This window comes from Mycolicibacterium tokaiense (genome assembly GCF_010725885.1).
Taxonomy (GTDB): Bacteria; Actinomycetota; Actinomycetes; order Mycobacteriales; family Mycobacteriaceae; genus Mycobacterium; species Mycobacterium tokaiense.
Genome location: NZ_AP022600.1, coordinates 3,304,755 through 3,328,996, shown reverse-complemented (window position 1 = coordinate 3,328,996; position 24,242 = coordinate 3,304,755). Strand labels below are relative to the sequence as shown.

At 68.1% G+C, this 24,242-nt stretch carries 30 protein-coding genes; 11 read left to right on the top strand and 19 right to left on the bottom strand.

All coding sequences use genetic code 11. The features are described 5' to 3' along the window. Positions 1 to 31: 31 nt before the first annotated feature. Entirely contained in the window at positions 32 to 538 is a 507-nt protein-coding gene (locus G6N58_RS16290; RefSeq protein WP_115281476.1) for a gluconokinase, read from the bottom strand. A 125-nt stretch (positions 539 to 663) separates the two neighbouring features. Here G6N58_RS16290 and G6N58_RS16285 point away from each other — a divergent pair, with 125 nt between their 5' ends. Next, entirely contained in the window at positions 664 to 1,374 is a 711-nt protein-coding gene (locus tag G6N58_RS16285) for a FadR/GntR family transcriptional regulator (RefSeq protein ID WP_068915657.1), read from the top strand. A gap of 10 nt (positions 1,375 to 1,384) precedes the next feature. Here G6N58_RS16285 and G6N58_RS16280 read toward each other — a convergent pair whose 3' ends face one another. After that, positions 1,385 to 2,785, bottom strand: a complete 1,401-nt coding sequence (locus G6N58_RS16280; RefSeq protein ID WP_115278018.1) for a DUF1254 domain-containing protein — start codon at positions 2,783 to 2,785, stop codon at positions 1,385 to 1,387. A 194-nt stretch (positions 2,786 to 2,979) separates the two neighbouring features. Here G6N58_RS16280 and G6N58_RS16275 point away from each other — a divergent pair, with 194 nt between their 5' ends. The 3 genes from G6N58_RS16275 to mmsB are packed head-to-tail and all read left to right on the top strand — an operon-like array spanning position 2,980 to position 6,549. After that, positions 2,980 to 4,500 carry a CoA-acylating methylmalonate-semialdehyde dehydrogenase gene (locus G6N58_RS16275; RefSeq protein ID WP_068915655.1) on the top strand — a complete coding sequence of 507 codons (1,521 nt, stop codon included), beginning with the start codon at positions 2,980 to 2,982 and terminating at the stop codon, positions 4,498 to 4,500. Between the two features lie 8 nt (positions 4,501 to 4,508). Continuing rightward, positions 4,509 to 5,669 carry an acyl-CoA dehydrogenase family protein gene (locus tag G6N58_RS16270; RefSeq protein ID WP_068915654.1) on the top strand — a complete coding sequence of 387 codons (1,161 nt, stop codon included), beginning with the start codon at positions 4,509 to 4,511 and terminating at the stop codon, positions 5,667 to 5,669. Positions 5,670 to 5,679: 10 nt separating this feature from the next. Further along, entirely contained in the window at positions 5,680 to 6,549 is an 870-nt protein-coding gene (gene mmsB / locus G6N58_RS16265; RefSeq protein WP_115278019.1) for a 3-hydroxyisobutyrate dehydrogenase, read from the top strand. A 1-nt stretch (position 6,550) separates the two neighbouring features. On the opposite strand, the gene G6N58_RS16260 is transcribed toward mmsB, so the two are convergent. From G6N58_RS16260 to secY, 5 genes are read right to left on the bottom strand one after another with little or no spacing between them, the layout of a single operon-like run. After that, on the bottom strand, positions 6,551 to 7,048 hold the full coding sequence (locus G6N58_RS16260; RefSeq protein WP_068915652.1) for a MarR family winged helix-turn-helix transcriptional regulator: 498 nt from the start codon (positions 7,046 to 7,048) through the stop codon (positions 6,551 to 6,553). Between the two features lie 18 nt (positions 7,049 to 7,066). Beyond that, positions 7,067 to 7,858, bottom strand: a complete 792-nt coding sequence (locus G6N58_RS16255; protein WP_115278020.1) for a DNA-formamidopyrimidine glycosylase family protein — start codon at positions 7,856 to 7,858, stop codon at positions 7,067 to 7,069. Positions 7,859 to 7,865: 7 nt separating this feature from the next. After that, complete coding sequence (map, locus tag G6N58_RS16250) at positions 7,866 to 8,663, bottom strand: type I methionyl aminopeptidase (RefSeq protein WP_115278021.1); 798 nt, start codon at positions 8,661 to 8,663, stop codon at positions 7,866 to 7,868. Beyond that, positions 8,663 to 9,208, bottom strand: coding sequence for an adenylate kinase (locus G6N58_RS16245; RefSeq protein WP_068915649.1), 546 nt, complete (start codon positions 9,206 to 9,208; stop codon positions 8,663 to 8,665). The genes map and G6N58_RS16245 overlap by 1 nt, the downstream gene beginning before the upstream one ends. Continuing rightward, positions 9,205 to 10,533: a preprotein translocase subunit SecY gene (gene secY, locus G6N58_RS16240; RefSeq protein WP_115278023.1), complete on the bottom strand. Its 1,329-nt coding sequence runs from the start codon at positions 10,531 to 10,533 to the stop codon at positions 9,205 to 9,207. The genes G6N58_RS16245 and secY overlap by 4 nt, the downstream gene beginning before the upstream one ends. 264 nt (positions 10,534 to 10,797) lie before the next feature. Between secY and G6N58_RS16235 the strand changes: the two genes are divergently transcribed. The 4 genes from G6N58_RS16235 to G6N58_RS16220 are packed head-to-tail and all read left to right on the top strand — an operon-like array spanning position 10,798 to position 14,435. Then, the gene (locus G6N58_RS16235) at positions 10,798 to 11,718 is read left to right on the top strand and encodes a class I SAM-dependent methyltransferase (RefSeq protein ID WP_115278024.1); all 921 of its coding nucleotides are present in this window, start codon (positions 10,798 to 10,800) and stop codon (positions 11,716 to 11,718) included. Further along, positions 11,715 to 12,623, top strand: coding sequence for a class I SAM-dependent methyltransferase (locus G6N58_RS16230; RefSeq protein WP_115278025.1), 909 nt, complete (start codon positions 11,715 to 11,717; stop codon positions 12,621 to 12,623). The genes G6N58_RS16235 and G6N58_RS16230 overlap by 4 nt, the downstream gene beginning before the upstream one ends. A gap of 2 nt (positions 12,624 to 12,625) precedes the next feature. Next, entirely contained in the window at positions 12,626 to 13,519 is an 894-nt protein-coding gene (locus G6N58_RS16225; RefSeq protein WP_115278026.1) for an SAM-dependent methyltransferase, read from the top strand. A 4-nt stretch (positions 13,520 to 13,523) separates the two neighbouring features. Next, complete coding sequence (locus G6N58_RS16220) at positions 13,524 to 14,435, top strand: SAM-dependent methyltransferase (RefSeq protein ID WP_115278027.1); 912 nt, start codon at positions 13,524 to 13,526, stop codon at positions 14,433 to 14,435. On the opposite strand, the gene sppA is transcribed toward G6N58_RS16220, so the two are convergent. Then, entirely contained in the window at positions 14,432 to 16,216 is a 1,785-nt protein-coding gene (gene sppA, locus G6N58_RS16215) for a signal peptide peptidase SppA (protein WP_115278028.1), read from the bottom strand. The two genes, G6N58_RS16220 and sppA, sit on opposite strands and share 4 nt — an antisense overlap. A 79-nt stretch (positions 16,217 to 16,295) precedes the next feature. On the opposite strand from sppA, the gene G6N58_RS16210 reads away from it, so the two are divergent. Then, positions 16,296 to 17,138 carry a universal stress protein gene (locus tag G6N58_RS16210; protein ID WP_068919620.1) on the top strand — a complete coding sequence of 281 codons (843 nt, stop codon included), beginning with the start codon at positions 16,296 to 16,298 and terminating at the stop codon, positions 17,136 to 17,138. On the opposite strand, the gene G6N58_RS16205 is transcribed toward G6N58_RS16210, so the two are convergent. After that, positions 17,113 to 18,039 (bottom strand): LysR family transcriptional regulator, encoded by a 927-nt coding sequence (locus G6N58_RS16205; RefSeq protein ID WP_163908201.1) that lies wholly within the window; start codon positions 18,037 to 18,039, stop codon positions 17,113 to 17,115. The two genes, G6N58_RS16210 and G6N58_RS16205, sit on opposite strands and share 26 nt — an antisense overlap. A gap of 85 nt (positions 18,040 to 18,124) precedes the next feature. Here G6N58_RS16205 and G6N58_RS16200 point away from each other — a divergent pair, with 85 nt between their 5' ends. Both G6N58_RS16200 and G6N58_RS16195 read left to right on the top strand, forming a co-directional pair. Next, a complete protein-coding gene (locus tag G6N58_RS16200) occupies positions 18,125 to 18,892 on the top strand; it encodes an SDR family oxidoreductase (protein WP_163908199.1) in 768 nt (255 codons plus the stop codon). Further along, on the top strand, positions 18,892 to 19,791 hold the full coding sequence (locus G6N58_RS16195; RefSeq protein WP_163908197.1) for an SDR family oxidoreductase: 900 nt from the start codon (positions 18,892 to 18,894) through the stop codon (positions 19,789 to 19,791). The genes G6N58_RS16200 and G6N58_RS16195 overlap by 1 nt, the downstream gene beginning before the upstream one ends. 57 nt (positions 19,792 to 19,848) lie before the next feature. Here G6N58_RS16195 and rplO read toward each other — a convergent pair whose 3' ends face one another. From rplO to rplN, 10 genes are all read right to left on the bottom strand, one after another. Further along, positions 19,849 to 20,292, bottom strand: coding sequence for a 50S ribosomal protein L15 (gene rplO, locus G6N58_RS16190; RefSeq protein ID WP_115278030.1), 444 nt, complete (start codon positions 20,290 to 20,292; stop codon positions 19,849 to 19,851). Further along, positions 20,289 to 20,471 carry a 50S ribosomal protein L30 gene (rpmD, locus tag G6N58_RS16185; RefSeq protein WP_068915639.1) on the bottom strand — a complete coding sequence of 61 codons (183 nt, stop codon included), beginning with the start codon at positions 20,469 to 20,471 and terminating at the stop codon, positions 20,289 to 20,291. The genes rplO and rpmD overlap by 4 nt, the downstream gene beginning before the upstream one ends. Positions 20,472 to 20,473: 2 nt before the next feature. Continuing rightward, positions 20,474 to 21,187 carry a 30S ribosomal protein S5 gene (rpsE, locus tag G6N58_RS16180; protein ID WP_068915638.1) on the bottom strand — a complete coding sequence of 238 codons (714 nt, stop codon included), beginning with the start codon at positions 21,185 to 21,187 and terminating at the stop codon, positions 20,474 to 20,476. A 23-nt stretch (positions 21,188 to 21,210) separates the two neighbouring features. Continuing rightward, positions 21,211 to 21,618, bottom strand: coding sequence for a 50S ribosomal protein L18 (gene rplR / locus G6N58_RS16175; RefSeq protein ID WP_068915637.1), 408 nt, complete (start codon positions 21,616 to 21,618; stop codon positions 21,211 to 21,213). Positions 21,619 to 21,620: 2 nt separating this feature from the next. Then, entirely contained in the window at positions 21,621 to 22,160 is a 540-nt protein-coding gene (gene rplF / locus G6N58_RS16170; RefSeq protein ID WP_068915636.1) for a 50S ribosomal protein L6, read from the bottom strand. A gap of 21 nt (positions 22,161 to 22,181) precedes the next feature. Next, positions 22,182 to 22,580 carry a 30S ribosomal protein S8 gene (gene rpsH / locus G6N58_RS16165; RefSeq protein ID WP_068915635.1) on the bottom strand — a complete coding sequence of 133 codons (399 nt, stop codon included), beginning with the start codon at positions 22,578 to 22,580 and terminating at the stop codon, positions 22,182 to 22,184. An 84-nt stretch (positions 22,581 to 22,664) separates the two neighbouring features. Then, positions 22,665 to 22,850: a type Z 30S ribosomal protein S14 gene (locus G6N58_RS16160; protein ID WP_047329118.1), complete on the bottom strand. Its 186-nt coding sequence runs from the start codon at positions 22,848 to 22,850 to the stop codon at positions 22,665 to 22,667. 4 nt (positions 22,851 to 22,854) lie between these two features. Continuing rightward, positions 22,855 to 23,427 carry a 50S ribosomal protein L5 gene (rplE, locus tag G6N58_RS16155; protein ID WP_068915634.1) on the bottom strand — a complete coding sequence of 191 codons (573 nt, stop codon included), beginning with the start codon at positions 23,425 to 23,427 and terminating at the stop codon, positions 22,855 to 22,857. 5 nt (positions 23,428 to 23,432) lie between these two features. After that, complete coding sequence (gene rplX, locus G6N58_RS16150; protein WP_068915633.1) at positions 23,433 to 23,750, bottom strand: 50S ribosomal protein L24; 318 nt, start codon at positions 23,748 to 23,750, stop codon at positions 23,433 to 23,435. Continuing rightward, a complete protein-coding gene (gene rplN, locus G6N58_RS16145) occupies positions 23,751 to 24,119 on the bottom strand; it encodes a 50S ribosomal protein L14 (RefSeq protein ID WP_003883432.1) in 369 nt (122 codons plus the stop codon). Positions 24,120 to 24,242: the final 123 nt, after the last annotated feature.

Sequence of the window (24,242 nt, the reverse complement as noted above, 5' to 3'; positions counted from 1 at the left end):
GGTTCCCCAACTGTTCGTGCGGTGGCGGTGGTTATTCGGTCCGGTTGTCGGATTCGGTTGACTGGACATAGGTTTCGATAATCGCATCGATGCTGTTGTCCACGTCGATGGCGATGCCACGTTCGTCTGGCTCCAGCGCTTCGAGCGTCTCGAACTGCGACGCCAGCAGTGCGGGCGGCATGAAGTGTCCAGGCCGGCTGGCCTGCCTTCTGCCGATCACCTCGAGAGTTCCGGCCAGATGTAGGAATTCGACGTCGGCGCAGTGGGTGCGCAGTTGATCGCGGTATTTGCGTTTGAGTGCCGAACAACTCATCACGCCGCCATCGCTGTGCTGCGCCAGCCACTGGCCGATCGACTCGAGCCAGGGATGACGGTCATCGTCATCGAGGGGATGACCGGCCGACATCTTCTCGATGTTGGCCTCAGGGTGGAAGTCGTCGGCATCGGCGAAGGGCACGCGCAGACGCTGCGCCAGCGCAGCCCCGACCGTTGACTTTCCCGATCCCGAAACGCCCATGACGACGATTGGTGATGCCATGTCCTCCGCCTGGTCCAGTGTGCTTACGATCACACACTGTGCCGTATAGATCAGATTAATTCAAGCAAAACCCAGAATTGCTCTGACTCTTAGCCAAGCAGACCGTTATCTGACATGATCCTTCGATGGTCGAACGGCCAATGGGCGTCGCGTTGCATGACACCGTCGTCTCTGCACTGGGCACCGCCATCGTGTCGGGTCAGTACCCGGCGAACCGCGTTCTCACGCTCGACGAGGTGGGTTGCGAGCACGGGGTCTCCCGCAGCGTCGTCCGGGAAGCCGTCCGCGTGCTGGAATCGATGGGCATGGTCACCTCACGGCGACGGGTCGGCATCACCGTCCAGCCCGCCGAGCACTGGAACGTCTTCGATCCGATGGTGATCCGGTGGCGGCTCGACGTGGGCGATCGGACCGCGACTCTGCTGTCACTGTCGGAGCTGCGCAAGGGATTCGAACCGGCAGCCGCCGCCCTGGCGGCGACGCGCGCCACCCCGCATCACTGCCGACTGATGGCCGGCGCGGTGTCCGACATGGTGATGCACGGCCGGTCCGGCGACCTGGAGGCCTATCTGACCGCCGACATGAATTTCCACCGGACCATGCTGGACGCCAGCGGGAACGAGATGTTCCGCGCTCTGTCCGGCGTGGTGTCGGAGGTGCTGATGGGCCGTACCCACCACGGGATGATGCCCGCCAAGCCGGAGATCACCGCGATTGCGCTGCACGACGAGGTGGCCCGGGCGATCCGGATGGGCGAGGCCGAGCAGGCCGAGCGCGCGATGCGCGCCATCATCGACGAAGCCGCGTCGGCGGTCGCCGACGACGACATCGCCTAGACGACACTGCCTAATCGCCGCCGGTGCCCACCAGTTCCAGGTCCCCCGGCTTCCAGGAACCGTCGAACGCGGGCCCGTCGGGGCCGTAGATGCGGAAGTAGGCGAACCACCCAGCGCCGGGAACGGTCCTGACCCAACGACTCTCGTCGCCGTCGGGCGGTTGGGGACCGAAGTGCAGGGTCACGGACTCACCGTCGAGGTCGGACAATTCGAACAACGACCGCAGTGCAGCCCGGCCCTGATCGGTCCGCACCTGGCTACGGGTCGCGGCGTCGTACAGCGTCACCGACCAGAAGAGCTTGGCGGGCACCGGAAGTGGGACCGTCAGGGTGTAGGAGTTGCTGCCGTCGAGGTAGGCGCCGGTGCGGTCGGACAGCGCCAGCCAGTACAGCGAGCCAGCCCCGGCGTCGCGCCGGAACATCGCCGGGGAGGTGGCGATGGCCTGGAAGAACCACTTGTCCAACGCATAGGTGTCGCGGTAGTTCTCGGTGTCGAAGGTGCCGTTCTCCGAGCGCAGGGCCACCCACTCCCAGTGCCGGTCGTCCCACACCAGCCGACCTGGGGTGCGGTCGGCGAACGACTCCACCCGCATCTGCAGATTCGCCGTCTTCGCCGCCAGTTCGAGGATCCGGGTCATCCGGTCGTCGGGCTCGAACGGCTGCCCCTTGGTGATCCCGAGGGCGGCCAGCTCGCCGTAGAGGGCGCGGCTGTCCGCGAGCACGGGTTCGGCGTCGATGACGCGGTGCAGGGAGGTCCAGAAGTCGATCCCGGTCTCGATGGCCACCGGGGTGGTGTCCTGACCGGCGTCGGTCATGTCCACCCAGGTCGGTTCGGCCCAATCCGGCGACTCTCCGAGCGGGCGGACCCCCACGGTGGTGATGCGCTGCAGAGCGGCGGCGACGTCACCGTCGAGCGGGATGGAGCGCACGGCCACCAGCACGCGGAAGGCGTCGGCACGCCCCACCTGATGTCCGTCGGGCACCTCACCGTCGTAGCCGGGCGGCAGGATCAGATGCGTGCCACCGCTGCCCGCGTCGGGACCGGGCAGGCCGAAGTCCAGGATCCAGCGCTGGTGGATGTCCATCACGGCGCCCACGAACGACCCCTCGGGGACGTCGAGCACCATCGGCCCGTCGTGCAGGTCGAGCAGGATCACCCCGTACGGGGTGTCCGAGTTGAGGGTGAAGCCCACATGGCGCGGCTGGGTGTCGAGATAGCCGAACACTGTGTTGGGCTGCACGCCTGCTGCAACTGTGCCCTCGAAAACGGCCGCACCCGACACCGAGCGGTAGAAGTGGCGGTACACCTGAACTGCACGATTGACGTCGACAGCCTCGTAGGCGAGCTGGACGGTATCGGGCCGCGGGTAGCCACCGTGCAGCGGCTCCGCGGACTCCGGGTGTGCGGTCATCGCCCAAACTCCCTTCGATCTGAGCTGACACTAGCCCCGCGGTGACCGCGCGACGCCGATTACGACCGGGTGTCGCAGTTCCTCGACCACCACACCCTTGCGCCTCGCCGCCAGACATTACTAGGATATGCAAGTATCTAGTTGATCCGTATCGCGGGCGGATACCCGCGCCACTTCCGATCCTGGGATGACTCATGACCACACAAATTCCGCACTTCATCGACGGCAAGCGTTCGACACTGGGTTCCACCCGCACCGCGGACGTGCTCAACCCCAGCACCGGCCAGGTGCAGGCACAGGTCCTCCTAGCCTCCAAGGACGATGTCGACACCGCAGTGGCCTCGGCGGTCGAGGCACAGAAGGACTGGGCGGCCTGGAACCCGCAGCGCCGCGCCCGGGTGATGATGAAATTCATTGCCCTGGTCAACGATCACGTGGAAGAACTGGCCGAGCTGCTGTCCATCGAGCACGGCAAGACCGTGGCCGATTCCAAGGGCGACATCCAGCGCGGCATCGAGGTCATCGAATTCGCCATCGGCATCCCGCATCTGCTCAAGGGTGAGTTCACCGAAGGCGCCGGCGGCGGCATCGACGTCTACTCCATCCGCCAGCCCCTCGGCGTCGTCGCCGGCATCACCCCGTTCAACTTCCCGGCGATGATCCCGCTGTGGAAGGCCGGCCCGGCACTGGCCTGCGGCAACGCGTTCATCCTCAAGCCCTCCGAGCGCGACCCGTCGGTGCCGCTGCGCCTGGCCGAACTGTTCCTCGAAGCCGGCCTGCCGGCGGGAGTGTTCCAGGTGGTCCAGGGCGACAAGGAGGCCGTCGACGCGATCCTCACCCACCCCGATGTCCAGGCCGTCGGCTTCGTCGGCTCCTCGGACATCGCGCAGTACATCTACTCGACCGCCGCCGCGCACGGCAAGCGTTCACAGTGCTTCGGCGGCGCCAAGAACCACATGATCATCATGCCCGACGCCGACCTCGACCAGGCCGTCGACGCACTCATCGGCGCCGGCTACGGCAGCGCCGGTGAGCGCTGCATGGCCATCAGCGTTGCGGTGCCCGTCGGCGAAGAAACCGCCAACCGCCTGCGAAACCGCTTGGTGGAGCGCGTCAATCAGCTCCGCGTCGGCCACAGCCTGGACCCCAAGGCCGACTACGGGCCGCTGGTCACCGGCGCAGCACTCGAGCGCGTGCGCAACTACATCGGCCAGGGCGTCGAAGCCGGTGCCGAGCTGGTGGTCGACGGCCGCGAACGGACCACCGACGAACTCTCCTTCGACGACCAGAGCCTCGAAAAAGGCTTCTTCATCGGCCCCACCCTCTTCGATCACGTCACCACCGACATGAGCATCTACACCGACGAGATCTTCGGACCCGTCCTGTGTATCGTGCGGGCCCACGACTACGACGAGGCGCTGCGACTGCCGACGGAGCACGAGTACGGCAATGGCGTGGCGATCTTCACCCGCGACGGCGACGCCGCACGGGATTTCGTGTCCAAGGTGCAGGTGGGCATGGTCGGGGTGAACGTCCCGATCCCGGTGCCGGTGGCCTACCACACCTTCGGCGGCTGGAAGCGTTCCGGCTTCGGCGATCTCAACCAGCACGGTCCGGCGTCCATCCAGTTCTACACCAAAACCAAGACCGTGACCGAGCGGTGGCCCTCCGGCATCAAGGATGGCGCCGAGTTCGTCATCCCGACGATGAAGTAGGCCGCGCCATGCACATGTTCGGACTCGACGACGACGAGCGGGTGATCACCGAGACCGCGGCGGCGTTCGCGACCAAGCGGCTGGCCCCGCACGCACTGGATTGGGATGCGGCCAAACACTTTCCGGTCGAGGAGCTGCGCGCGGCCGCCGAGCTCGGGATGGCGGCGGTGTACTGCAATGAAGACGTCGGCGGCAGCGGCCTGCGGCGTATCGATGCGGTCCGCATCTTCGAGCAGTTGGCCGCCGCCGATCCCACCGTGGCGGCGTTCCTGTCGATCCACAACATGTGCGCGTGGATGATCGACACCTACGGCACCCGCGAGCAGCGCAAGACCTGGGTACCGAAACTGGCGTCGATGGAGGCCATTGCCTCGTACTGTCTGACCGAACCGGGGGCGGGTTCGGATGCCTCGGCATTGCGCACCCGGGCGGTCCGGGACGGTGAGCACTACGTCCTGGACGGGGTCAAACAGTTCATCTCCGGTGCCGGCAGCTCCGATGTCTATGTGGTGATGGCCCGCACCGGCGGCGAAGGACCGCGCGGTATCTCGGCGTTTGTCGTCGAGAAAGACTCCGCTGGACTGTCTTTCGGACCCGACGAGGTCAAGATGGGGTGGAACGCCCAGCCCACCGCCCAGGTGATCTTCGAAGGCGTGCGGGTGCCGGCGGAGAATCTGCTGGGCGGCGACGAAGGCACCGGTTTCGGTATCGCCATGAGCGGGCTCAACGGTGGCCGGATCAACATCGCCGCCTGCTCACTGGGCGGGGCGCAGACCGCCTACGAGAAGGCAGCGGCCTACGTCCGCGACCGCGAGGCCTTCGGGGCATCGCTGCTCGACGAGCCGACCATCAGGTTCACCCTGGCCGATATGGCCACCGCGCTGCAGACCTCAAGAATGCTGTTGTGGCAGGCTGCCGCTGCGCTGGACGCCGACGACCCCGACAAGGTGGCGTTGTGCGCGATGGCCAAGCGCTATGTCACCGATGCCTGTTACGAGGTGGCCGATCAGGCCCTGCAATTGCACGGCGGATACGGCTACCTCAAGGAATACGGGCTGGAGAAGATCGTCCGCGACCTGCGGGTGCACCGGATCCTGGAAGGCACCAACGAAATCATGCGCGTCGTGATCGGCAGAGCAGAAGCCGCACGCGCGCGAGCGGCGAGTTGAGAGGTAGTCGATGACGACGATCGCATTCCTGGGCCTGGGCAACATGGGCGGCCCGATGGCAGCCAACCTGGTGGCCGCCGGGCACCCCGTGCGGGCCTTCGACCTGGTACCCGCCCTGCGTGAAGCCCTGGAAGCCAAGGGCGCCAGCGTGTTCGACACCGGCGCCGAGGCGGTGTCGGGAGCCGAGGTGGTGATCACCTCGCTGCCCAACGGCGCCATCGTGAAGTCCTGTTACGCCGAGGCGCTGCCCGCTGCTGCCCCGGGGACACTGTTCATCGACACCTCCACCATCTCGGTGGCCGACGCCCGGGAGATCAACGCCCAAGCCGAGAAGGGCGGCTTCCTGCAGATCGACGCCCCGGTCTCCGGCGGCGTCAAGGGCGCCACCGCGGGCACCCTGGCCTTCATGGTGGGCGGCAGCGACGAGGCCGTCGAACGCGCACGCCCGGTGCTGGATCCCATGGCGGGCAAGATCATCCACTGCGGGGCGTCGGGCACCGGCCAGGCCGCCAAGCTGTGCAACAACATGGTGCTGGCAGTGCAGCAGATCGCCATCGGCGAGGCGTTCGTGCTGGCCGAGAAGCTGGGATTGTCCGACCAGTCGCTGTTCGACGTGATCACCGGCGCCACCGGGAACTGCTGGTCGGTGCACACCAACTGTCCGGTCCCCGGGCCGGTCCCGACGTCGCCGGCCAACAACGACTTCAAACCCGGGTTCGCCACCGCGCTGATGAACAAGGACCTGGGTCTGGCGATGGACGCGGTGTCCTCCACCGGATCCCAGGCGCCGCTGGGCACCCACGCCGCCGAGATCTACCGCGCGTTCAACGAGGAGCACGCCGGCGAGGACTTCAGCGCCGTCATCAACGCCCTGCGCTGAGCTAGAAGTCGCCCGCGCTGTGGCGCAGGGTCTCGATGGCGCCCACCAGCGCCTGCGCTTGCGCCTCCGAGATGCCGATGTCGGCGAACACCTTGCGGTTCAGCGTCTCCGTGGCGTCTTCGACGGTGGAGCGCCCCAGCTCGGTGATCTCCACCAGGGTGGTGCGGCCGTCGGTGGGGTGCGGAACCCTGCGCACCAGACCACTGGCCTCCAGGCGGCGGATGGCGTGCGTGACGCTGGTGACGTGCACCTGCAGCCGGTCCGACGCCTTGGTGATCGGCAGGGCGCCGTTGCGGCTGAAGGCCAGCAGCCGCAGCAGTTCGAACCGGGAGAAGCTCAGATCATAAGGCCGCAAGGCACTTTCCACGCGCGCCAGCAGAATCTGGTGCGCGCGCATCACCGACGTCACGGCCACCATGCCGTCGGCGACGTCACCCCACCCGGCCTTCTCCCAGTTGGTGCGCGCCTGCGCGATGGGGTCGCGGGTTGGCTCCGGCATCCGACCATTCAAGCATCGTCAGCGGGGCTGACACCGGGGACACCACCACGTCCGGCGTCGTTCCGGATCTCCGGGCACCTCGTCGACCACCTGCACGGTCGTACCGCACCGCAGGCAGGGCCGGCCCGCGCGGCCGGCCACCCAGTGCTGTTCGCCCTTGCGGCGTACCCCGGTGGTGACCTGCATGGCGCCCGGCACCGTCGCCGAATGTCGCAGCGCTCGCGCACCGAGGCGCAGCAGCGCGTCCACGTCGACGTCGGCCACCGGCGTCCACGGGTTGTGTCCGCGCAGGAAACACAGCTCGTTGGCCCACAGGTTGCCGAACCCCGCGACGCAGCGCTGATCCAGCAGGGCGGCCACCAGCGGGCGGTCCGGCGCCGCGGCGAGCCGGCGGGCTGCCTCGGCGGGGTCCCAGTCCTCGCGCAGCGGGTCAGGTCCCAGGTGCCCGATGACGTCGCGCTCGTCGCGGGTGCGCAGCAGATCCACCACCGGCAACCTCACCCCGTAGGCCGCCGGGCCGTCGGTGCGCAGGATCACCCGCACGTCCGGCATCACGGTGCGCGGCAGCCACCGGCCCGCCCCGGAGATGGTCCACGACCCGGACATCTTGAGATGCGTGTGCACGGTGAGGTCGCCGGAAAGCCGGGTGAGCAGATGCTTGCCATGGGTGACGTGCTCGAGCACCATGCGACCGGCGAGGTCGTCGGTGGCGTGCTGCGGCACCCGGAGTTCACCGACGCTCAGCGTGCGGCCGTCCAGCGCCGCTCTCAGGCGCCGGGCCAACGCGTAGACCGTGTCGCCTTCGGGCACCGGGGACTCAGAGAGTCAGGATGCGGGGTCCGTCGTCGGTGACAGCGACGGTGTGCTCCCAGTGCGCGGCCCGGGAGCCGTCGGTGGTGACCACGGTCCAGTCGTCGTCGAGGGTGCGGGTGGCCGTGGTTCCGAGAGTCAGCATCGGTTCGATGGCCAGCACCGAGCCCGGGGCCAGCAGCGGACCGCGCCCGGGCGGGCCTTCGTTGGGCAGGAACGGATCCATGTGCATCTGGCGTCCGATGCCGTGGCCGCCGTACCCGGCGACGATGCCGAACTTCCGGTCGTACTTGCGCTCGGCGGCCCTCGTACCGCTCTCGATGGCGTGCGAGACGTCGCCGAGCTTGTTGCCGGGCACCATGGCGGCGATGCCGGCCTCCATGGACTCCCGGGTGGCCGCGGAGAGGAACTCATCCGCCGGGATCAGCGGGCCCACGCCGAAGGTGACGGCGGAATCGCCGTGCCACCCGTCGACGATGGCGCCGCAATCGATGGACACCAGGTCGCCGGAGGCCAGCACGTCGGACGTCGACGGGATGCCGTGGACCACGCGGTCGTTGACCGAGGAGCAGATGCTGGCCGGGTAGCCGTGATAGCCGAGGAACGACGGGATGCCGCCGCCGTCACGGATGACGGACTCGGCCACCCGGTCGAGGTCCAGGGTGGACGCGCCGGGAACCGCGGCTTGTTGCACCGCGCGCAGCGCTCTGGCCACCAGGGCACCCGCGACGGCCATGGCGTCGAGTTCACCGGGGCTCCGTTGCGGCACGACCTTGCGGCCGCGCAGCCCGGGGATCGAGACCATTACTTGCCGAGCGCCTGCAGCGCCCGGGCGAACACCTCGTCGAGCGATCCGACGGCGTCCACGGTCTTCAGTTCGGCGCTGTAGTGGTCCAGCAGCGGAGCGGTCTCGTCCCGATACACCTTGAAACGGTTGCGGATGACGTCCTCGGTGTCGTCGGCGCGGCCGCGTCCCTTCAGGCGCTGCACCAGTTCGTCCTCCGGGACCCGGAACTCCACCACGGCGTCGAGCTTCAGGCCGCGCTTGCGCAGCATCTCCTCGAGCGCCGCAGCCTGCTCCACCGACCGCGGGAAGCCGTCCAGGATGAACCCGGCGGCGGCGTCCTCGTCGTCGAGACGACTGTCGACCAGCGCATTGGTCAGCGTTGCGGGCACCAGGTCGCCGGCGTCGAGGTACTTCTTGGCTTCGATCCCCAGCTCGGTGCCGGCGCTGATGTTGTGGCGGAACAGGTCGCCGGTGGAGATCTGCGGGACGCCGAGCTTCTCGGCCAGCTTCACGGCCTGCGTGCCCTTGCCTGCACCGGGGGGCCCGAGGAGAACGATTCTCATTTGAGGAACCCTTCGTAGTTGCGCTGCATGAGCTGGCTCTCAATCTGCTTCACGGTGTCCAGACCCACGCCGATCATGATCAGCACCGCGGTGCCACCGAACGGCAGGTTCTGCACGCCACCGCCGCTGTTGCCGATGTCGAGGAAGACGTTGGGCAGCACGGCGATGATGCCGAGGTAGATCGAGCCGGGCAGCGTGATCCGGCTCAGGACGTAGCGCAGGTAGTCGGCGGTCGGCTTACCGGGGCGGATGCCGGGGATGAAACCACCGAACTTCTTCATCTCGTCGGCGCGCTCGTCGGGGTTGAACGTGATCGACACATAGAAGTAGGTGAAGAACACGATCAGACCGAAGTACAGCGCGATGTAGATCGGGTCCGACGGGTTGGACAGGTAGTCCGCGACGAACTTCTCCCACCAGCCCTGGCCGGGGTTGCTGCTGCCGCTCTGGATCAGCTGGGTGATCAGCTGCGGGATGTAGATCAGCGAGGACGCGAAGATGACGGGGATGACGCCGGCCTGGTTGACCTTCAGCGGCAGGTAGGTCGACGTGCCGCCGTACATCTTGCGGCCGACCATGCGCTTGGCGTACTGCACCGGGATGCGGCGCTGGCCCTGCTCCACGAAGACCACACCGATGATGATGATCAAGGCTGCGAGGCAGACGAGCGCGAAGACCATGTTGCCGCGGCTGTCCAGGATGTTCTTGCCTTCACCGGGGATGGCGGCGGCGATGCCGGCGAAGATCAGCAGCGACATACCGTTGCCGATGCCGCGCTCGGTGACCAGCTCGCCCATCCACATCACCAGCGAGGCACCCGCGGTCATGACGATGACGATGACCACCAGCACGAAGATGCTCTGGTCGTCGATGATGTCCAGCGAGCAACCCTGCAGCAGGCCGCCGTTGGCGGCCAGCGCCACGATCGACGTGGCCTGCAGGACAGCCAGCGCGACCGCGAGATAACGCGTGTACTGCGTCATCTTGGCCTGACCGGACTGTCCTTCCTTGCGCAGCTGTTCGAAGCGCGGAATCACCACGGTGAGCAGCTGCACGATGATGCTCGCGGTGATGTACGGCATTACGCCGACCGCGAACACCGACAGCTGCAACAGCGCTCCGCCGGAGAAAAGGTTGATCAGCGAATAGATCTGGCCGGAGTCGCCGCCACTGACCTGTTCGATGCACTGCTGCACGTTGCCGTAGTTCACCCCGGGGGACGGCAGCGAGGCGCCGACCCGGTACAGGATGACCATCGCCAGCGTGAACAGGATCTTTTTCCTGAGATCGGCTGTCCGCAGCGCTGAGATGAAAGCCGAGAGCACTCTTCCTCCTGGGCAGCCAGCTCTATCGCGACGTGCCGATGGGGCTGGCCGGGCCAGCGACGGGTAAATCCTGGGTCTTGCTGCGAGTACCGGCAGGCCAGAGGGGTAACCACAGCCAGCGGCCTCGCGCGTCAAATCAGTGTACGAGAGTAACAGCCGGGCCCCTCATCGACCGCATCTACTGCTCTCAGTCGGTTACCAGCCTTCCCGGCGTAGGGTGGTCTATAGCTCAGCTAACTAACCTTCGGGAAGGAACTCACGCTCATGCCGCGCACCGACAACGACACCTGGGACCTCGCCTCGAGCGTCGGCGCCACCGCCACCATGGTGGCCGCCGCGCGCGCCATGGCCACCAACTCCCCCGACGCCGTGATCAACGACCCGTTCGCCGAACCACTGGTGCGCGCGGTCGGAGTCGACTTCTTCACCAAACTCGCCACCGGCGAGCTGACTGCAGCGGACCTGGATTCCGGCTCCGCCCCGGTGAGCGTCCAGCGCTTTGCCGACGGCATGGCCGCCCGCACCCGCTTCTTCGACGACTTCTTCCGCGCCGCCACCGACGCCGGCATCCGCCAGGCCGTGATCCTGGCCGCCGGCCTGGACGCCCGCGCCTACCGCCTGCAGTGGCCGGCCGGCACCACCGTCTTCGAGATCGACCAGCCCGAGGTGATCGCGTTCAAGACCCAGGCGCTGGCCGATCTGGGTGCCACGCCGACCGCCGAGCACAAGACGGTCGCGATCGACCTGCGCGACGACTGGCCGACGGCCCTGCGCGAGGCGGGGCTGGACACCTCGGCCCCCATCGCCTGGATCGCCGAAGGACTACTGGGCTACCTGCCGCCAGAGGCCCAGGACCGTCTGCTGGACCAGATCGCCGAGCTGAGCCCGGCGGGCAGCCGGCTGGCCGTCGAGGGCGTGCCGGTCATCAGCGCCGCGGATCAGGAGGCCGCCCGCGAACGGATGCAGTCGGTGACCTCGCGGTGGCAGGACCACGGCTTTGATCTCGACTTCTCCGAGCTGACCTTCCTGGGCGAGCGTGCCGAGGCCGCCGGCTACCTGCGTGAGCACGGCTGGCAGGTCGAGGCGCGCAAGGCCGAGGAACTGATCCGCGCGGCCGGCCTGACCCCGGTGGAGGACGACGAGGTCGGCTTCGGCGACGTCGTGTACATCACCGCACAACGATGAGCACTCCGGCCGGGCGCACGGACACCGACTCCTGGGATCTGGCCTCCAGCGTCGGCGCGACGGCCACCATGGTGGCCGCCGCCCGCGCGCTGGCCAGCACCGAACCCGATCCGCTGATCGACGACCCCTACGCCGCACCGCTGGTGCGCGCCGTCGGGGTGGACTTCTTCACCAAGATGGTCGATCGCGCCCTCGAGGTTCCGGAGGAGGCCGCCGAGGCGGCGACCGCCATGACCACCGTCATGGCGGTGCGCACCCGGTTCTTCGACGACTTCTTCGTCTCCGCCGACCTGCCGCAGGCCGTCATCCTGGCCTCCGGTCTCGATTCGCGGGCGTACCGCCTGGCCTGGCCCGCGGGCGCCGTGGTCTACGAGATCGACCAGCCCCAGGTGATCGATTTCAAGTCCACGACCCTGGCCGGGTTGGGTGCCGAACCCACGGTGGACCGCCGGACGGTGGCGGTGGACCTGCGCGACGACTGGCCCGCCGCGCTGCGCGCCGCCGGGTTCGACGACTCCCTGCCCACCGCGTGGAGCGCCGAGGGACTACTGATCTATCTGCCGCCACAGGCGCAGGACCGGCTGTTTGATCACCTCACCGCACTCTCGGCCCCGGGCAGCCGGCTGGCCACCGAGTACCACCCCGATGCCGGCGCGGCCATCGGGCAACGGGCGGCAGCGATCCGGGAGCAGTGGGGATCGCAGGGTTTCGACCTCGACTTCGCCGACCTGTCCTACGGCGGTGAGCGCAACTCCGTCGTCGACTACCTCAGCACCCGCGGGTGGGACGTCACCGCGCGGTCACGCCCCGAGGTGTTCGCCTCGTACGGGCGGGCCTTTCCCACCTCCGACACCTTGGCCCCGCTGCGCAACTCACTGTCCGTGATCGCCACCAGGAAGGATTGACCATGACACGAACCGACTCCGACACCTGGGATCTGGCCTCCAGCGTGGGCGCCACCGCCACCGCGGTGGCCGCCGGCCGGGCGATGGCCTCACAGGGTCCCGACGCTCTGCTCGAGGATCCCTGGGCTGACCCGCTGGTGCGGGCCGTCGGGGTGGAGCAGTTCATCGCGATGATCGACGGCGGCGTCTTGACCGAGGACGACCCGCTGATGAGCCGCCAGACCATGATCGAGCAGATGGTGGTGCGCACCCGGTTCTTCGACGACTTCCTCATCGACTCGGGCCTGACCCAGGCGGTGATCTTGGCATCCGGGTTGGACACCAGGGCCTACCGCCTGACGTGGCCGGCCGGGACCACGGTCTTCGAGGTGGACCAGCCGGAGGTCATCGACTTCAAGACGCGCACCTTGGCCGCGTTGGGCGCCACCCCGTCGGCGGACCGTCGTACCGTCGGGATCGACCTGCGCGACGACTGGCCCACGGCGCTGAGGCAGGCCGGTTTTGATCCGTCGCGGCCGACGGCGTGGATCGCCGAAGGCCTGCTGATCTACCTGCCGCCAGATGCCCAGGACACGCTGTTCGACCACATCACCGCGCTCTCGGCCCCGGGCAGCCGACTGGCCACCGAACACATGGACATGGATGCGCTGCCGGCGGACTGGGCGCAGAAGATCGATCAACGCTCACAGCAGGCCGGCTCCGACATCCGGCTCTCCGAGCTGTTCTACCAGGGGCAGCGCAACTCCGCGGGCGCCTACCTGCAGGGGCTGGGCTGGCAGACGCGGACGTTGCGGGCTGCGGACGCGTTCGCCGCCAACGGTTTTGAGTTGCCGACCGATGATCTCTCGGCGTTCCTCGGCGGCGACTCGGGATATCTGACCGCTGCCCTAGAGTAGGCGCATGGCACGTACCGAAGACGACTCCTGGGATCCCGCGTCCAGCGTGGGCACCACCGCGACCATGGTGGCGGCCGCGCGGGCGCTGGCCACCCAGGCCGGCCGGTTCATCGATGACCCGTGGGCCGCTCCCCTGGTGCGTGCGGTCGGGATCGACTTCTCCACCAGGATGGTCGACGGACAGATGGACCTCACGCAGTTCCCCGACTTCACCCCGGAACGCGCCGAGCAGATGATCGACGCAATGGCCTTGCGTACCAAGTTCTTCGACGACTACTTCCGTTCCGCCGGCGACGCCGGGATCCGGCAGGCGGTGATCCTGGCCGCCGGGCTGGACTCCCGCGCCTACCGGCTGCCCTGGCTCGGCGGCACCACGGTCTACGAGTTGGACCAGCCGCAGGTGATCGACTTCAAGACCGACACGTTGTCCCAGCTCGGTGCGCAGCCGACGGCGCAGCGGCGCGCCATCGGCGTCGACCTGCGCCAGGACTGGCCTGCCGCGCTGCGCGCCGCCGGCTGGGACGCCGCGCAACCGACCGCCTGGTGCGCCGAGGGGCTGCTGATCTATCTGCCGCCGGAGGCTCAGGACCGGTTGTTCGACACGATCATCGACCTCAGCGCCCCCGCCAGCATGGTCGCCACCGAGTTCGCACCCGGCATCGTCGACCTCGACACCGACCGGGTCTCGGCCGCCTCGGCGGCATTCGCCGATCAGGGGCTGGACCTGGACATGGCCGCGCTGGTGTACCGCGGTCATCGGCACAGCGCAGCGGACTACCTGGGCGATCGCGGCTGGCAGGTGGACACCGTGCCCAACTCGGAGTTGTTCCGCCGCAACGGCCTTCGCCCGCCGACACTCGACGAGAACGACCCGCTGGGTGACATCGTGTACGTCAGCGCGGTCCGCCCGGCCTAGAGCCGGGTGTCCCCCAGCCACAGCACGCTGGCGCCGCTGAGGGTGCGCTCGGCCTGGCTCAGCACACCCGCCACCGACTGGACCAGCAGTGAGCCGACCGCTTCCGGCAACGAGGCCGCAGCGGGCTGGGAGGACTGCTTGGGTCGCAGCACCTCCAGCACCGATGATCCGGGGTAGGCGGCCAGGTTCACCTCGGCGTCGGCGTCGAAGCCGGCCAGCACCTTCGCCCGCTCGATCGCGGTGCGCAGCCCACCGAGCTCGTCGACCAGCCCGTGCGCCAGCGCGTCGGCCCCGGTCCAGATCCGGCCCCGGGCCACGGCGTCCACCGCCTCGACACTGAGGTTGCGGCCGGCGGCCACCCGGGCCAGGAAGTCGTTGTAGAACAGGTCGGCTTCGGCCTCGACCTGCTGCTGCTGGGCCTCGGTGAACGGGGCGTTGACCGACCAGGCGTCGGCGTTGGCGTTGGTGCGCACCGCATCCGAACCGATGCCGAGGCGGTCCTTGAGATCCCGGGCGACCAGCTTGCCCGTCACCACGCCGATGGACCCGGTGATGGTGCCCGGGTTGGCCACGATGGCGCTGGCGGCCATGGACACGTAATACCCGCCGGAGGCGGCAACCGCGCCCATGGAGGCCACCACCGGGGTGCCGGCGTCCACGGCCCGGACCACCTCACGCCAGATGGTCTCGGACCCGGTCACCGAGCCGCCGGGGCTCTCGACCCGCAGCACGATGGCGTCGACGTCGTCGTCGGCGGTGGCCGCACGCAGTGCGGCGGCGATGGTGTCGGCACCGGCGTTGGACCTGCCCAACGGCGATCCCGAACCGCCGCGGCCGCTGACGATGGGTCCCGCGAGTGTCACCACCGCCACCTTGGGCTTCCTGGCGCGCCCCGGCACCGGCACCGAGGGCCCGTTCTGCGCGGACGCCTTGGCGTACCGCGACAGGAACAGCCGAGGCGGCGCGCCGTCGTCGTCAGCGCTACCCGTCTCGGGTGAGATACCTTCGGCGCCAACAAGTTCTGCGATCCGCGCGTAGGCCTCGTCCCGGAAGCCGATCCGGTCCACCAGACGCCCCGAGACGGCGTCGTCACGCAGCAGCGGCGCCCGGTCGGCCAGGGCGTTGACCTCGGCAACGTCTATGCCGCGCGACCGGGCCACCGCCTGCCACACCTGCTCGTGCAGGCTCTGCAGCAGCCGGGTGTCCGCCTCGCGGTGGGCGTCGGTGTAGCTGTCCTGTGTGAAAAGATTTGCCGCAGACTTGTATTCACCCCGCGCGACGAACTGCGCCTCGATCCCGGCCTTGTCCAGGGCGTCGCGCAGGAACAGGGCGTTGGTGGCGAAGCCGACCAGGCCCACCGTGCCCGACGGCTGCATCCAGACCTCACCGAACGCCGACGCCAGGTAGTACGCCAGCGTCCCCGGATAGGTCTCCGCCCAGGCCAGTGACGGCTTGTGGGCGGTGAACGCGGCGATGGCCGCCCGCAGTTCCTGGACCGGGCCGGCTGCGGCGGCCGGAATTTGAACGCGCGCAATCAGTCCCGCTACGCGCGGGTCCTCTGCGGCGCGGTGGATCGCGGCGACCGCCTGCCGCAGCGTCATCGGGCGCCCGCCCCGGGTGAGCACCACCAGTGGGTCGAAGCCGACGGTCTCGGGCGGCACGATGTCGAGGTTCAACTCGATGATGCACCCGTTCGGGATTCCGTGGTGGCGCGCGGTGTCGACCTTGCGGGCCAGCGTACGCACATCGTCGAGGCCGGGAACTCCGGAAAGAGCGAACATGCTTCGAGCTTACCGACCGGTCGGAGCGGAGAAACTAAGCTGAACATCGACTGTGTACACGGAATCGAACGGGGACCTCATGGATCTGCTTGTCGGCTACGACGGATCACCGGCTGCCACCACTGCGATCCGAGTCGGAACGAGGTTGTTTCCGAAGGCGCATGCCCGCATCACCTACGTCCTGACCCCGCCGTTCGCCAGCCCCGCCCTGCGCCGTCGGCTGCGGCTGTCGTCGCGGAACATCACCGCGCTGACCGAGGCCGTGGAGCGCGAAGGCACTTTCGAGGCCGAACTGCTCACCGACTCCGGGGTGGCGTTGGCCACGGCCGGCGGCTGGGACGCCGAGGCGCTGGTCAAACAGGCCTGGGGCGGTGAGGGCATCGGCCTGGCGCAACTGGCCGAGACGCACACGCCCGACGCGGTGGTGGTGGGCTCGCGCGGGCTCACCGGGTCCGAGGCGATGCTCGGCAGCGTGTCCGAACTGCTGGTGCTGCACTCACCGGTGCCGGTGGTGGTGACCAAGCGGACGCTGCTGGCCGCCGAGCACGAGGCGCTGGCCGCCGGCCCCATCGTGGTGGGCTTCGACCAGTCGGCGGGTGCGGCCACCGCGGTGGCCGCCGCGCAGCACCTGTTCCCCGGCAGGCAGCTACTGGCGGTGTCCGTCTCCTCGGACGACACCGCCGAGCCCACGACAGCGGCACCGGCGGGCGTCTCGGTGATCAACGCCGCGCCCGGCCGGGGCCGCGGCTCGGCCGCCACTGCCGAGACTCTCTGCGCCGTGGCCGACGAACACAACGCGGCTGCCTTGGTGGTCGGCTCGCGCGGGCGCACCGGGCTGCGCCGGGTGGTGCTGGGCAGCGTGGCGAAGTCGTTGCTGCACACGTCCTACCGTCCCGTCACGGTAGTGCCGTCGGGGCGCTGAGCGCCACCGCGTCCCGGACCACCGAACGCAGCCAGCGGTGTCGGCGGTCGTCGTCGTAGGCCCGGTGCCAGATCATCCGGTACTCCAGCTCACGCACCTGCACCGGAGCACCGAGCAGCCGCACCGGGTACAGCTGCGGCCACCCCTGCGCCAGGGTGATCGGGACGGTGGCCACCAGGTCGGTGCCGGCCAGCAGCGCAGGCACCGCCAGGTGATAGGGCACCACCACCGCGGCATGACGCTGCGCGCCGAGGGCTCTCAGCGGAAGGTCGACGTCGGGCTGGCGGCCCTCGGCGACGTCGATCACCAGATGGCGTTGCCTCAGGTAGTCCCGCAGCGTGAACTCCGCACCCGCCGCCGGGTGGTCGACGTCGACAACGCAGACGAAGCGCTCGGTCAACAGTTCGCCGACCGACAGGTCGTCGGGCGCGAACCCGCCGAACAGGCCGAGATCGACGTTGCCGCCGCGGATCTGGTCGGCCATCGTGTCGTAGCGCCAGCTGTGGAACCGCACCGGCGCCTGCGGGGCGTCCGCGCCCAGCCGCCGGCAGATGGCCGGGCCGAAACGGCGCACCGCGAAGTCGGTCCCGACCAGCTGCACCGGCGTGGTGGAATCGGCCGGCTCGAACGAATCCGGTGACACCAGCGCTTCCAGCGCCGGCAGCACCGTCCCGAGCTGGGTGTGCAGGATCTGCGCCCGCGCCGTGAGCCGGTAGCCGTCGCGCTCGCGGATCAGCAACGGGTCACCCAGCAGCGACCGCAACCGTTGCAGCGCCCGACTGGTGGCCGGCTGACTCATCCCCAACCGCGCGGCGGCTCGCGATACGTGCCGCTCATCGAGCAGGGCGGCCAGTACCGGGATGAGGTTCAGGTCCGCGCGCAGGATATGCGTCAGGTGCATGCTCAGCATCATAAGAATGCATGGGACTTATGGAAGCTTCTTTGGCAGCGTGGGTTGTAGCGACTACGGACCAAGAAAGGACACCATGAACATCTCCGGCAACACCATCTTCATCCCCGGCTCCACCAGCGGAATCGGCCTGGCCCTGGCCACCGAGCTGCAGAAGCGCGGCAACACCGTCATCGTCGGCGGCCGGCGTACCGAATTGCTCGACCAGATCGCCTCCGCGAACCCGGAATTCGGCACCGTGCGTATCGACACCGCCGACCCGGAGAGCATCCGGGCAGCGCGCGAGGACGTGCTGTCCCGGTACCCGGACCTGAATGTCGTGATCGCGATGGCCGGCATCATGAAGGTCGAGGACTGGCACCACCCCGAGGGTTTCCTGGACTCCGCCGAATCGATCGTCACCACCAATTTGCTGGGCCCGATCCGGCTGATCGCGGCCTTCATCGAGCACCTGCAGACCCGCCCCGCCGCCACCGTGGTGACCGTCTCCTCCGGTCTGGCATTCACCCCGCTACGGGCCACCCCCAGCTACAACGCCACCAAGGCCGCCATCCACATGCTCACCGAGTCGCTGCGGCTGCAGCTGGCCGACACCAGCGTCGAACTGCGGGAACTGGTACCGCCGTCGGTGGCCACCGATCTGCTGCCCGGGCAGCGGGACAGCGACTTCGCGATGCCGTTGGAGGACTTCATCTCTGAGGTGATGGACATCCTGGAAAACCAGCCGCAGGCCAAGGAGATCCAGGTGGAGCGGGTGAAGCTGCTGCGCTACAGCGAAGCGCGCGGTGACTACGACGACGTCGTCGCGACCCTGAACTCCTCCGACCCGCACGGGGGGCAGTGATGTCCGGCAAGGTCATTCTCGTCACCGGCGCCTCCAGCGGATTCGGGCGCATGTGCGCCGAGGCGCTGGCCGGCGCCGGCCACGTGGTCTACGCGTCGATGCGCGGCACCGACGGCCACAACGCCGAACAGGTGGCAGCCATCAGGGACCACGCCGCCACGCACGGGGTGGACCTGCGCGCCCTGGACCTCGACGTCTCGGACACCGTCTCCGTCGAGAACGCGGTGGCGCACGTGGTCGCCGATCACGGCCACCTCGACGTCCTGGTGCACAACGCCGGGCACATGGTCTACGGGCCGTCGGAGGCGTTCAGCCCCGATCAGCTCGCCGCGCTCTACGACGTCAACGTCGTCGGCTCGCAGCGCGTCAACCGGGCTGCGCTGCCCCACCTGCGGGACCGGGGCGACGGACTGCTGGTGTGGATGTCGAGCAGCAGCGCCGCCGGCGGTACACCGCCCTACCTGGGCCCGTACTTCGCTGCCAAGGCGGCGATGGATTCGCTGGCGGTCAGCTACGCCCGCGAACTGGCGCTGTGGGGCATCGAGACCTCGATCATCGTCCCTGGCGCCTTCACCCAGGGCACCAACCACTTCGCCCACGCCGGGTCCCCGGACGACACCGCGGTGGCCGAAGCCTACGAGGCGGGGCCCTACGCCGGCTTCACCGACCGGGTGCAGGAGGCGTTCAACTCGGTGGTCCCGCCCGACGCCGATCCGGCGGCGGTGGCACAGGCCGTGGTCGCCGTGGTCGGGGCACCGCGCGGGTCGCGGCCGTTCCGGGTGCACATCGACCCCGCGCAGGACGGCGCGGACGTCGGCTTCGCCGTGCTGGACCGGCTGCGCGCGGAGATGCTGCACCGCACCGGACTCTCGGAACTGCTGCAGGTCGCCTCGCGCTGACCAACAGACGAGAAAGGGCCCCGCACGCTCGGCGTGCGGGGCCTTTCTCAGCAGTTCCTACAGCTCGGTGGCGGACCCACCGGCGGCGGCGATCGCCTCGCGGGCGCTCCCGGAGAACTTGTGCGCGGTGACATCCACCTTGGCCGACAGCTTGCCGTCGCCCAGGACCTTGACCAACACGTTCTTGCGCACCAGGCCCTTGGCCACCAGCTCGTGGACCCCGACGGTGCCACCCTCGGGGAACGCCTTGGCGAGATCCCCGACGTTGACCACGCCGTACTCGGTGCGGAAGCGGTTGCGGAAGCCCTTGAGCTTCGGCAGCCGCATGTGGATGGGCATCTGCCCACCCTCGAAGGTCACCGGCACGTTCTTGCGTGCCTTGGTGCCCTTGGTACCGCGGCCGGCGGTCTTGCCCTTGGAACCCTCACCGCGACCGACGCGGGTCTTGGCCTTCTTGGAACCGGGAGCCGGCTTCAGGTCGTGCAGCTTGATGACGCTCACTGGACCTCCTCCACCTCTACCAGGTGATGAACGGCCTTGATGAGGCCACGCGTCTGGGCGTTGTCCTCACGTACGACCGACTGACGGATCTTGCGCAGACCCAGGGTGCGCAGGCTCTCACGCGCATTGTGGCGGGCACCGATGATGCCCCGCACCTGGGTGATCTTGAGTTCTGCCATGATCAGTTGCTTCCTTCACGCGCAGCGGCAGCCGCCAGCGCATCGCTCTCGCGACGGGCGCGCAGCATCCGAGCCGGCGCGACGTCCTCGATGGGCAGGCCACGACGGGCCGCCACCTCTTCGGGACGCTGCAGCAGCTTCAGCGCGGCAACGGTGGCATGCACCACGTTGATCGCGTTGTCGCTGCCCAGCGACTTGGCCAGCACGTCGTGCACGCCGGCGCATTCCAGCACCGCGCGGCAGGCACCACCGGCGATGACGCCGGTACCGGGGCTGGCCGGGCGCAGCATCACGACACCGGCAGCGGCCTCACCTTGGACCGGGTGGGTCACGGTGCTGCCGATCAGCGGCACGCGGAAGAAGTTCTTGCGAGCCTCTTCGACACCCTTGGCGATGGCGGCCGGAACTTCCTTGGCCTTGCCGTAGCCCACGCCGACCATGCCCTTGCCGTCACCGACGATCACCAGGGCGGTGAAGCTGAAGCGCCGACCACCCTTGACCACCTTGGAGACGCGGTTGATGGTGACGACGCGTTCGATGTACTGGCTCTTCTCCCGATCGTCGCGGCCACCGCGGCCACCACGGTCGTCGCCGCGGCCACGGCCGCGTCCGCCGCGGTCGTCACGGCCGCCGCGCTGGAAATCGGTACGGGTTCCGGCACTGGGGGCGCCGGTGTTCGAGGCGCCCTCGGCACCCGAAGTCTGCTCCGCCATCATGCGGTCCTTCCGTTGTCAGTCATTTAGAACTCGAGTCCGTTCTCGCGAGCGGCATCGGCCAGGGCGGCGATGCGGCCGCCGTAGCTGTAACCACCGCGGTCGAACACGATGGCGGTGACGCCTGCAGCCTTGGCACGCTCGGCGATCAACTGACCGACCCGGACGCTCTGGGCTTTCTTGTCACCCTCGACTGCACGCACGTCGGCCTCGATGGACGACGCAGCGGCAACCGTGGTGCCGGTCAGGTCGTTCACCAGCTGCACGTGGATGTGCCGCGAGGAGCGGTTGACCACAAGGCGCGGCCGCAGTTCGGTGCCGGTGACCTTCTTGCGCAGCCGGGCGTGGCGGCGGATCCGGGCAACCCGACGGGTGGCGGAGATGTTCTGGCCCACCGGCTTACGGGCGGCGGCCTGTGTAGCTGTCTGAGCCATGGTTACTTACCTGTCTTTCCGACCTTGCGGCGGATCTGCTCACCCTCGTAGCGGATGCCCTTGCCCTTGTAGGGGTCGCTCTTCCGCAGGCGGCGGATGTTCGCCGCGATCTGGCCGACCTTCTGCTTGTCGATGCCGGTGATCGAGAACTTGGTGGGGGTCTCCACCGCGAACGTGACGCCCTCGGGGGCGGTGATCACGACGGGGTGGCTGTAGCCGAGCGCGAACTCCAGGTTGGTGCCCTTGAGCGCGACGCGGTAGCCGACGCCGAAGATCTCCATCTTGGTGGTGTAGCCCTGCGTCACACCGGTCACCAGGTTGGCGATCAGGGTGCGGGACAGCCCGTGCAGCGAGCGGTTCTCGCGCTCGTCGTTCGGACGGGTGACGACAACGGCACCGTCATCGTCGCGGGCGACGTTGATGGGCTCTCTGACGTCGAGGGTGAGGGTTCCCTTGGGGCCCTTCACCGCGATGTTCTGACCGTTGATGGTCACGTCGACACCGCTGGGGATGACGACCGGTTGCTTGCCAATACGCGACATGGTTTCTCTACTCCTGTCCCGCTACCAGACGTACGCGAGGACTTCGCCGCCCACGCCCGATCGTGCTGCCTGACGGTCGGTCAGCAGGCCCGAGGACGTGGAGATGATCGCCACGCCCAGGCCGCCGAGCACGCGCGGCAGGTTGGTCGACTTCGCGTAGACCCGCAGACCGGGCTTGGACACCCGTCGCAGGCCGGCGATGCTGCGCTCACGGCTGGGGCCGTACTTGAGCTGAACCACCAGGGACTTGCCCACCCGGGCGTCCTCGGTGCGGTAGTCGCTGATGTAACCCTCTTTTTTGAGGATCTCGGCGATGTTCGCCTTGATCTTCGAGTGCGGCAGGGTCACTTCGTCGTGATACGCCGAGTTGGCGTTGCGCAGACGCGTCAAGAAGTCTGCGATCGGATCCGTCATTGTCATGACAGGTGTGTCACCTTTCTCGCGGCGGTTCCCCGCACATGTGTGCTGGCCTTCCGCGATGTGCTTGTCAGGAAGGGGGAGGGTTTACCAGCTGGACTTCTGCACACCGGGCAGCTCGCCCGCATGAGCCATCTCACGCAGGCAGATCCGGCAGAGTCCGAACTTGCGGTAGACCGCGTGCGGGCGACCGCACCTGTTGCACCGCGTGTAGGCGCGCACCGCGAACTTGGGCTTCTTGTTGGCCTTGTTGACCAGAGCTTTCTTTGCCATCTGCTCAGTTCTCCTTGAACGGGAAACCGAGGGCCCGCAGCAGCGCACGCCCCTCGTCGTCGTTGGTCGCCGAGGTGACGACGGTGATGTCCATGCCGCGGGGGCGGTCGATGGAGTCGACGTCGATCTCGTGGAACATCGACTGCTCGTTGAGGCCGAACGTGTAGTTGCCGGTCCCGTCGAACTGCTTGGGGCTCAGGCCACGGAAGTCGCGGATACGCGGCAGGGCGATCGAGATCAGCCGGTCCAGGAACTCCCACATCCGGTCGCCACGCAGCGTGACGCGCGCACCGATCGGCATGCCTTCGCGCAGCTTGAACTGGGCGATGGACTTGCGGGCCTTGCGGATCTCGGGCTTCTGGCCGGTGATCAGCGCCAGGTCGTTGACGGCGCCGTTGATCAGCTTGGCGTCGCGGGCGGCGTCACCGACACCCATGTTGACGATGACCTTCACCACGCCGGGGATCTGCATGACGTTGGCGTACTCGAACTGGGTGTTCAGCGCGCCCTTGATCTCGTCGCGGTAGCGCTGCTTCAGCCGGGGCTGAACCTTCTCGTTGCTCTCTACTGTGGTCATGTCTCTCAGATGTCCTTGCCGTTGGTCTTGGCGATGCGGACGTTCTTGCCCGTCTCCTCGTCACGACGGATCGCGACGCGGGTCGGCTTGCCGTCGGAATCGATGACCATCACGTTCGACACGTGGATCGGGGCTTCCTGGGTGACGATGCCGCCCGAGGACGCGCCACGCTGGTTGGCCGAGACCGGGGTGTGCTTCTTGATGCGGTTGACGCCCTCGACGAGCACGCGCTCGCGGTCGGGGTAGGCCACCAGGACCTTGCCCTTGGCGCCCTTGTCCTTGCCCGAGATGACGAGCACGGTGTCGCCCTTGCGGACCTTCATTTACAAAACCTCCGGAGCCAGCGAGACGATCTTCATGAAGCGCTTCTCACGCAGCTCGCGCCCGACCGGGCCGAAGATGCGGGTGCCGCGCGGATCGTTGTCGGCCTTGATGATGACGGCGGCGTTCTCGTCGAACTTGATGTAGCTGCCGTCGGCGCGACGACGCTCCTTGACGGTGCGCACCACAACGGCCTTGACGACGTCGCCACGCTTGACGTTGCCGCCCGGGATGGCGTCCTTGACGGTCGCCACGATGACATCACCGATGCCGGCGTAGCGCCGCGACGAGCCGCCGAGCACGCGGATGCACAAGATCTCCTTGGCGCCCGTGTTGTCGGCGACCTTGAGCCGCGATTCCTGCTGAATCACTAGATCTCCTCAGACCTGATTTATCTGTGTGCACGCCAGGAGAAGCCACCCTCCCCGGATTCCGGGCAGGCTGATAAACCTGTCGTGCGCGGTCTTTGTTGTCGAAAGGCACGCAGAGCCATC

Excerpts from the sequence above, each read along its gene's own strand:
- G6N58_RS16285 (WP_068915657.1), top strand. The coding sequence starts at position 664 with ATGGTCGAACGGCCAATGGGCGTCGCGTTGCATGACACCGTCGTCTCT.
- rplR (WP_068915637.1), bottom strand. The coding sequence starts at position 21,618 with ATGGCTCAGACAGCTACACAGGCCGCCGCCCGTAAGCCGGTGGGCCAG.
- G6N58_RS16260 (WP_068915652.1), bottom strand. The coding sequence starts at position 7,048 with ATGCCGGAGCCAACCCGCGACCCCATCGCGCAGGCGCGCACCAACTGG.
- G6N58_RS16210 (WP_068919620.1), top strand. The coding sequence starts at position 16,296 with ATGGATCTGCTTGTCGGCTACGACGGATCACCGGCTGCCACCACTGCG.
- rpsH (WP_068915635.1), bottom strand. The coding sequence starts at position 22,580 with ATGACAATGACGGATCCGATCGCAGACTTCTTGACGCGTCTGCGCAAC.
- G6N58_RS16195 (WP_163908197.1), top strand. The coding sequence starts at position 18,892 with ATGTCCGGCAAGGTCATTCTCGTCACCGGCGCCTCCAGCGGATTCGGG.
- rpsE (WP_068915638.1), bottom strand. The coding sequence starts at position 21,187 with ATGATGGCGGAGCAGACTTCGGGTGCCGAGGGCGCCTCGAACACCGGC.
- G6N58_RS16245 (WP_068915649.1), bottom strand. The coding sequence starts at position 9,208 with ATGAGAATCGTTCTCCTCGGGCCCCCCGGTGCAGGCAAGGGCACGCAG.
- map (WP_115278021.1), bottom strand. The coding sequence starts at position 8,663 with ATGGTCTCGATCCCCGGGCTGCGCGGCCGCAAGGTCGTGCCGCAACGG.
- G6N58_RS16290 (WP_115281476.1), bottom strand. The coding sequence starts at position 538 with ATGGCATCACCAATCGTCGTCATGGGCGTTTCGGGATCGGGAAAGTCA.
- mmsB (WP_115278019.1), top strand. The coding sequence starts at position 5,680 with ATGACGACGATCGCATTCCTGGGCCTGGGCAACATGGGCGGCCCGATG.
- rplE (WP_068915634.1), bottom strand. The coding sequence starts at position 23,427 with ATGACCACAGTAGAGAGCAACGAGAAGGTTCAGCCCCGGCTGAAGCAG.
- rpmD (WP_068915639.1), bottom strand. The coding sequence starts at position 20,471 with ATGGCAGAACTCAAGATCACCCAGGTGCGGGGCATCATCGGTGCCCGC.
- G6N58_RS16160 (WP_047329118.1), bottom strand. The coding sequence starts at position 22,850 with ATGGCAAAGAAAGCTCTGGTCAACAAGGCCAACAAGAAGCCCAAGTTC.
- rplF (WP_068915636.1), bottom strand. The coding sequence starts at position 22,160 with ATGTCGCGTATTGGCAAGCAACCGGTCGTCATCCCCAGCGGTGTCGAC.
- G6N58_RS16205 (WP_163908201.1), bottom strand. The coding sequence starts at position 18,039 with ATGCACCTGACGCATATCCTGCGCGCGGACCTGAACCTCATCCCGGTA.
- G6N58_RS16235 (WP_115278024.1), top strand. The coding sequence starts at position 10,798 with ATGCCGCGCACCGACAACGACACCTGGGACCTCGCCTCGAGCGTCGGC.
- G6N58_RS16200 (WP_163908199.1), top strand. The coding sequence starts at position 18,125 with ATGAACATCTCCGGCAACACCATCTTCATCCCCGGCTCCACCAGCGGA.
- G6N58_RS16275 (WP_068915655.1), top strand. The coding sequence starts at position 2,980 with ATGACCACACAAATTCCGCACTTCATCGACGGCAAGCGTTCGACACTG.
- G6N58_RS16225 (WP_115278026.1), top strand. The coding sequence starts at position 12,626 with ATGACACGAACCGACTCCGACACCTGGGATCTGGCCTCCAGCGTGGGC.
- rplX (WP_068915633.1), bottom strand. The coding sequence starts at position 23,750 with ATGAAGGTCCGCAAGGGCGACACCGTGCTCGTCATCTCGGGCAAGGAC.
- sppA (WP_115278028.1), bottom strand. The coding sequence starts at position 16,216 with ATGTTCGCTCTTTCCGGAGTTCCCGGCCTCGACGATGTGCGTACGCTG.
- G6N58_RS16280 (WP_115278018.1), bottom strand. The coding sequence starts at position 2,785 with ATGACCGCACACCCGGAGTCCGCGGAGCCGCTGCACGGTGGCTACCCG.
- G6N58_RS16220 (WP_115278027.1), top strand. The coding sequence starts at position 13,524 with ATGGCACGTACCGAAGACGACTCCTGGGATCCCGCGTCCAGCGTGGGC.
- G6N58_RS16230 (WP_115278025.1), top strand. The coding sequence starts at position 11,715 with ATGAGCACTCCGGCCGGGCGCACGGACACCGACTCCTGGGATCTGGCC.
- G6N58_RS16270 (WP_068915654.1), top strand. The coding sequence starts at position 4,509 with ATGCACATGTTCGGACTCGACGACGACGAGCGGGTGATCACCGAGACC.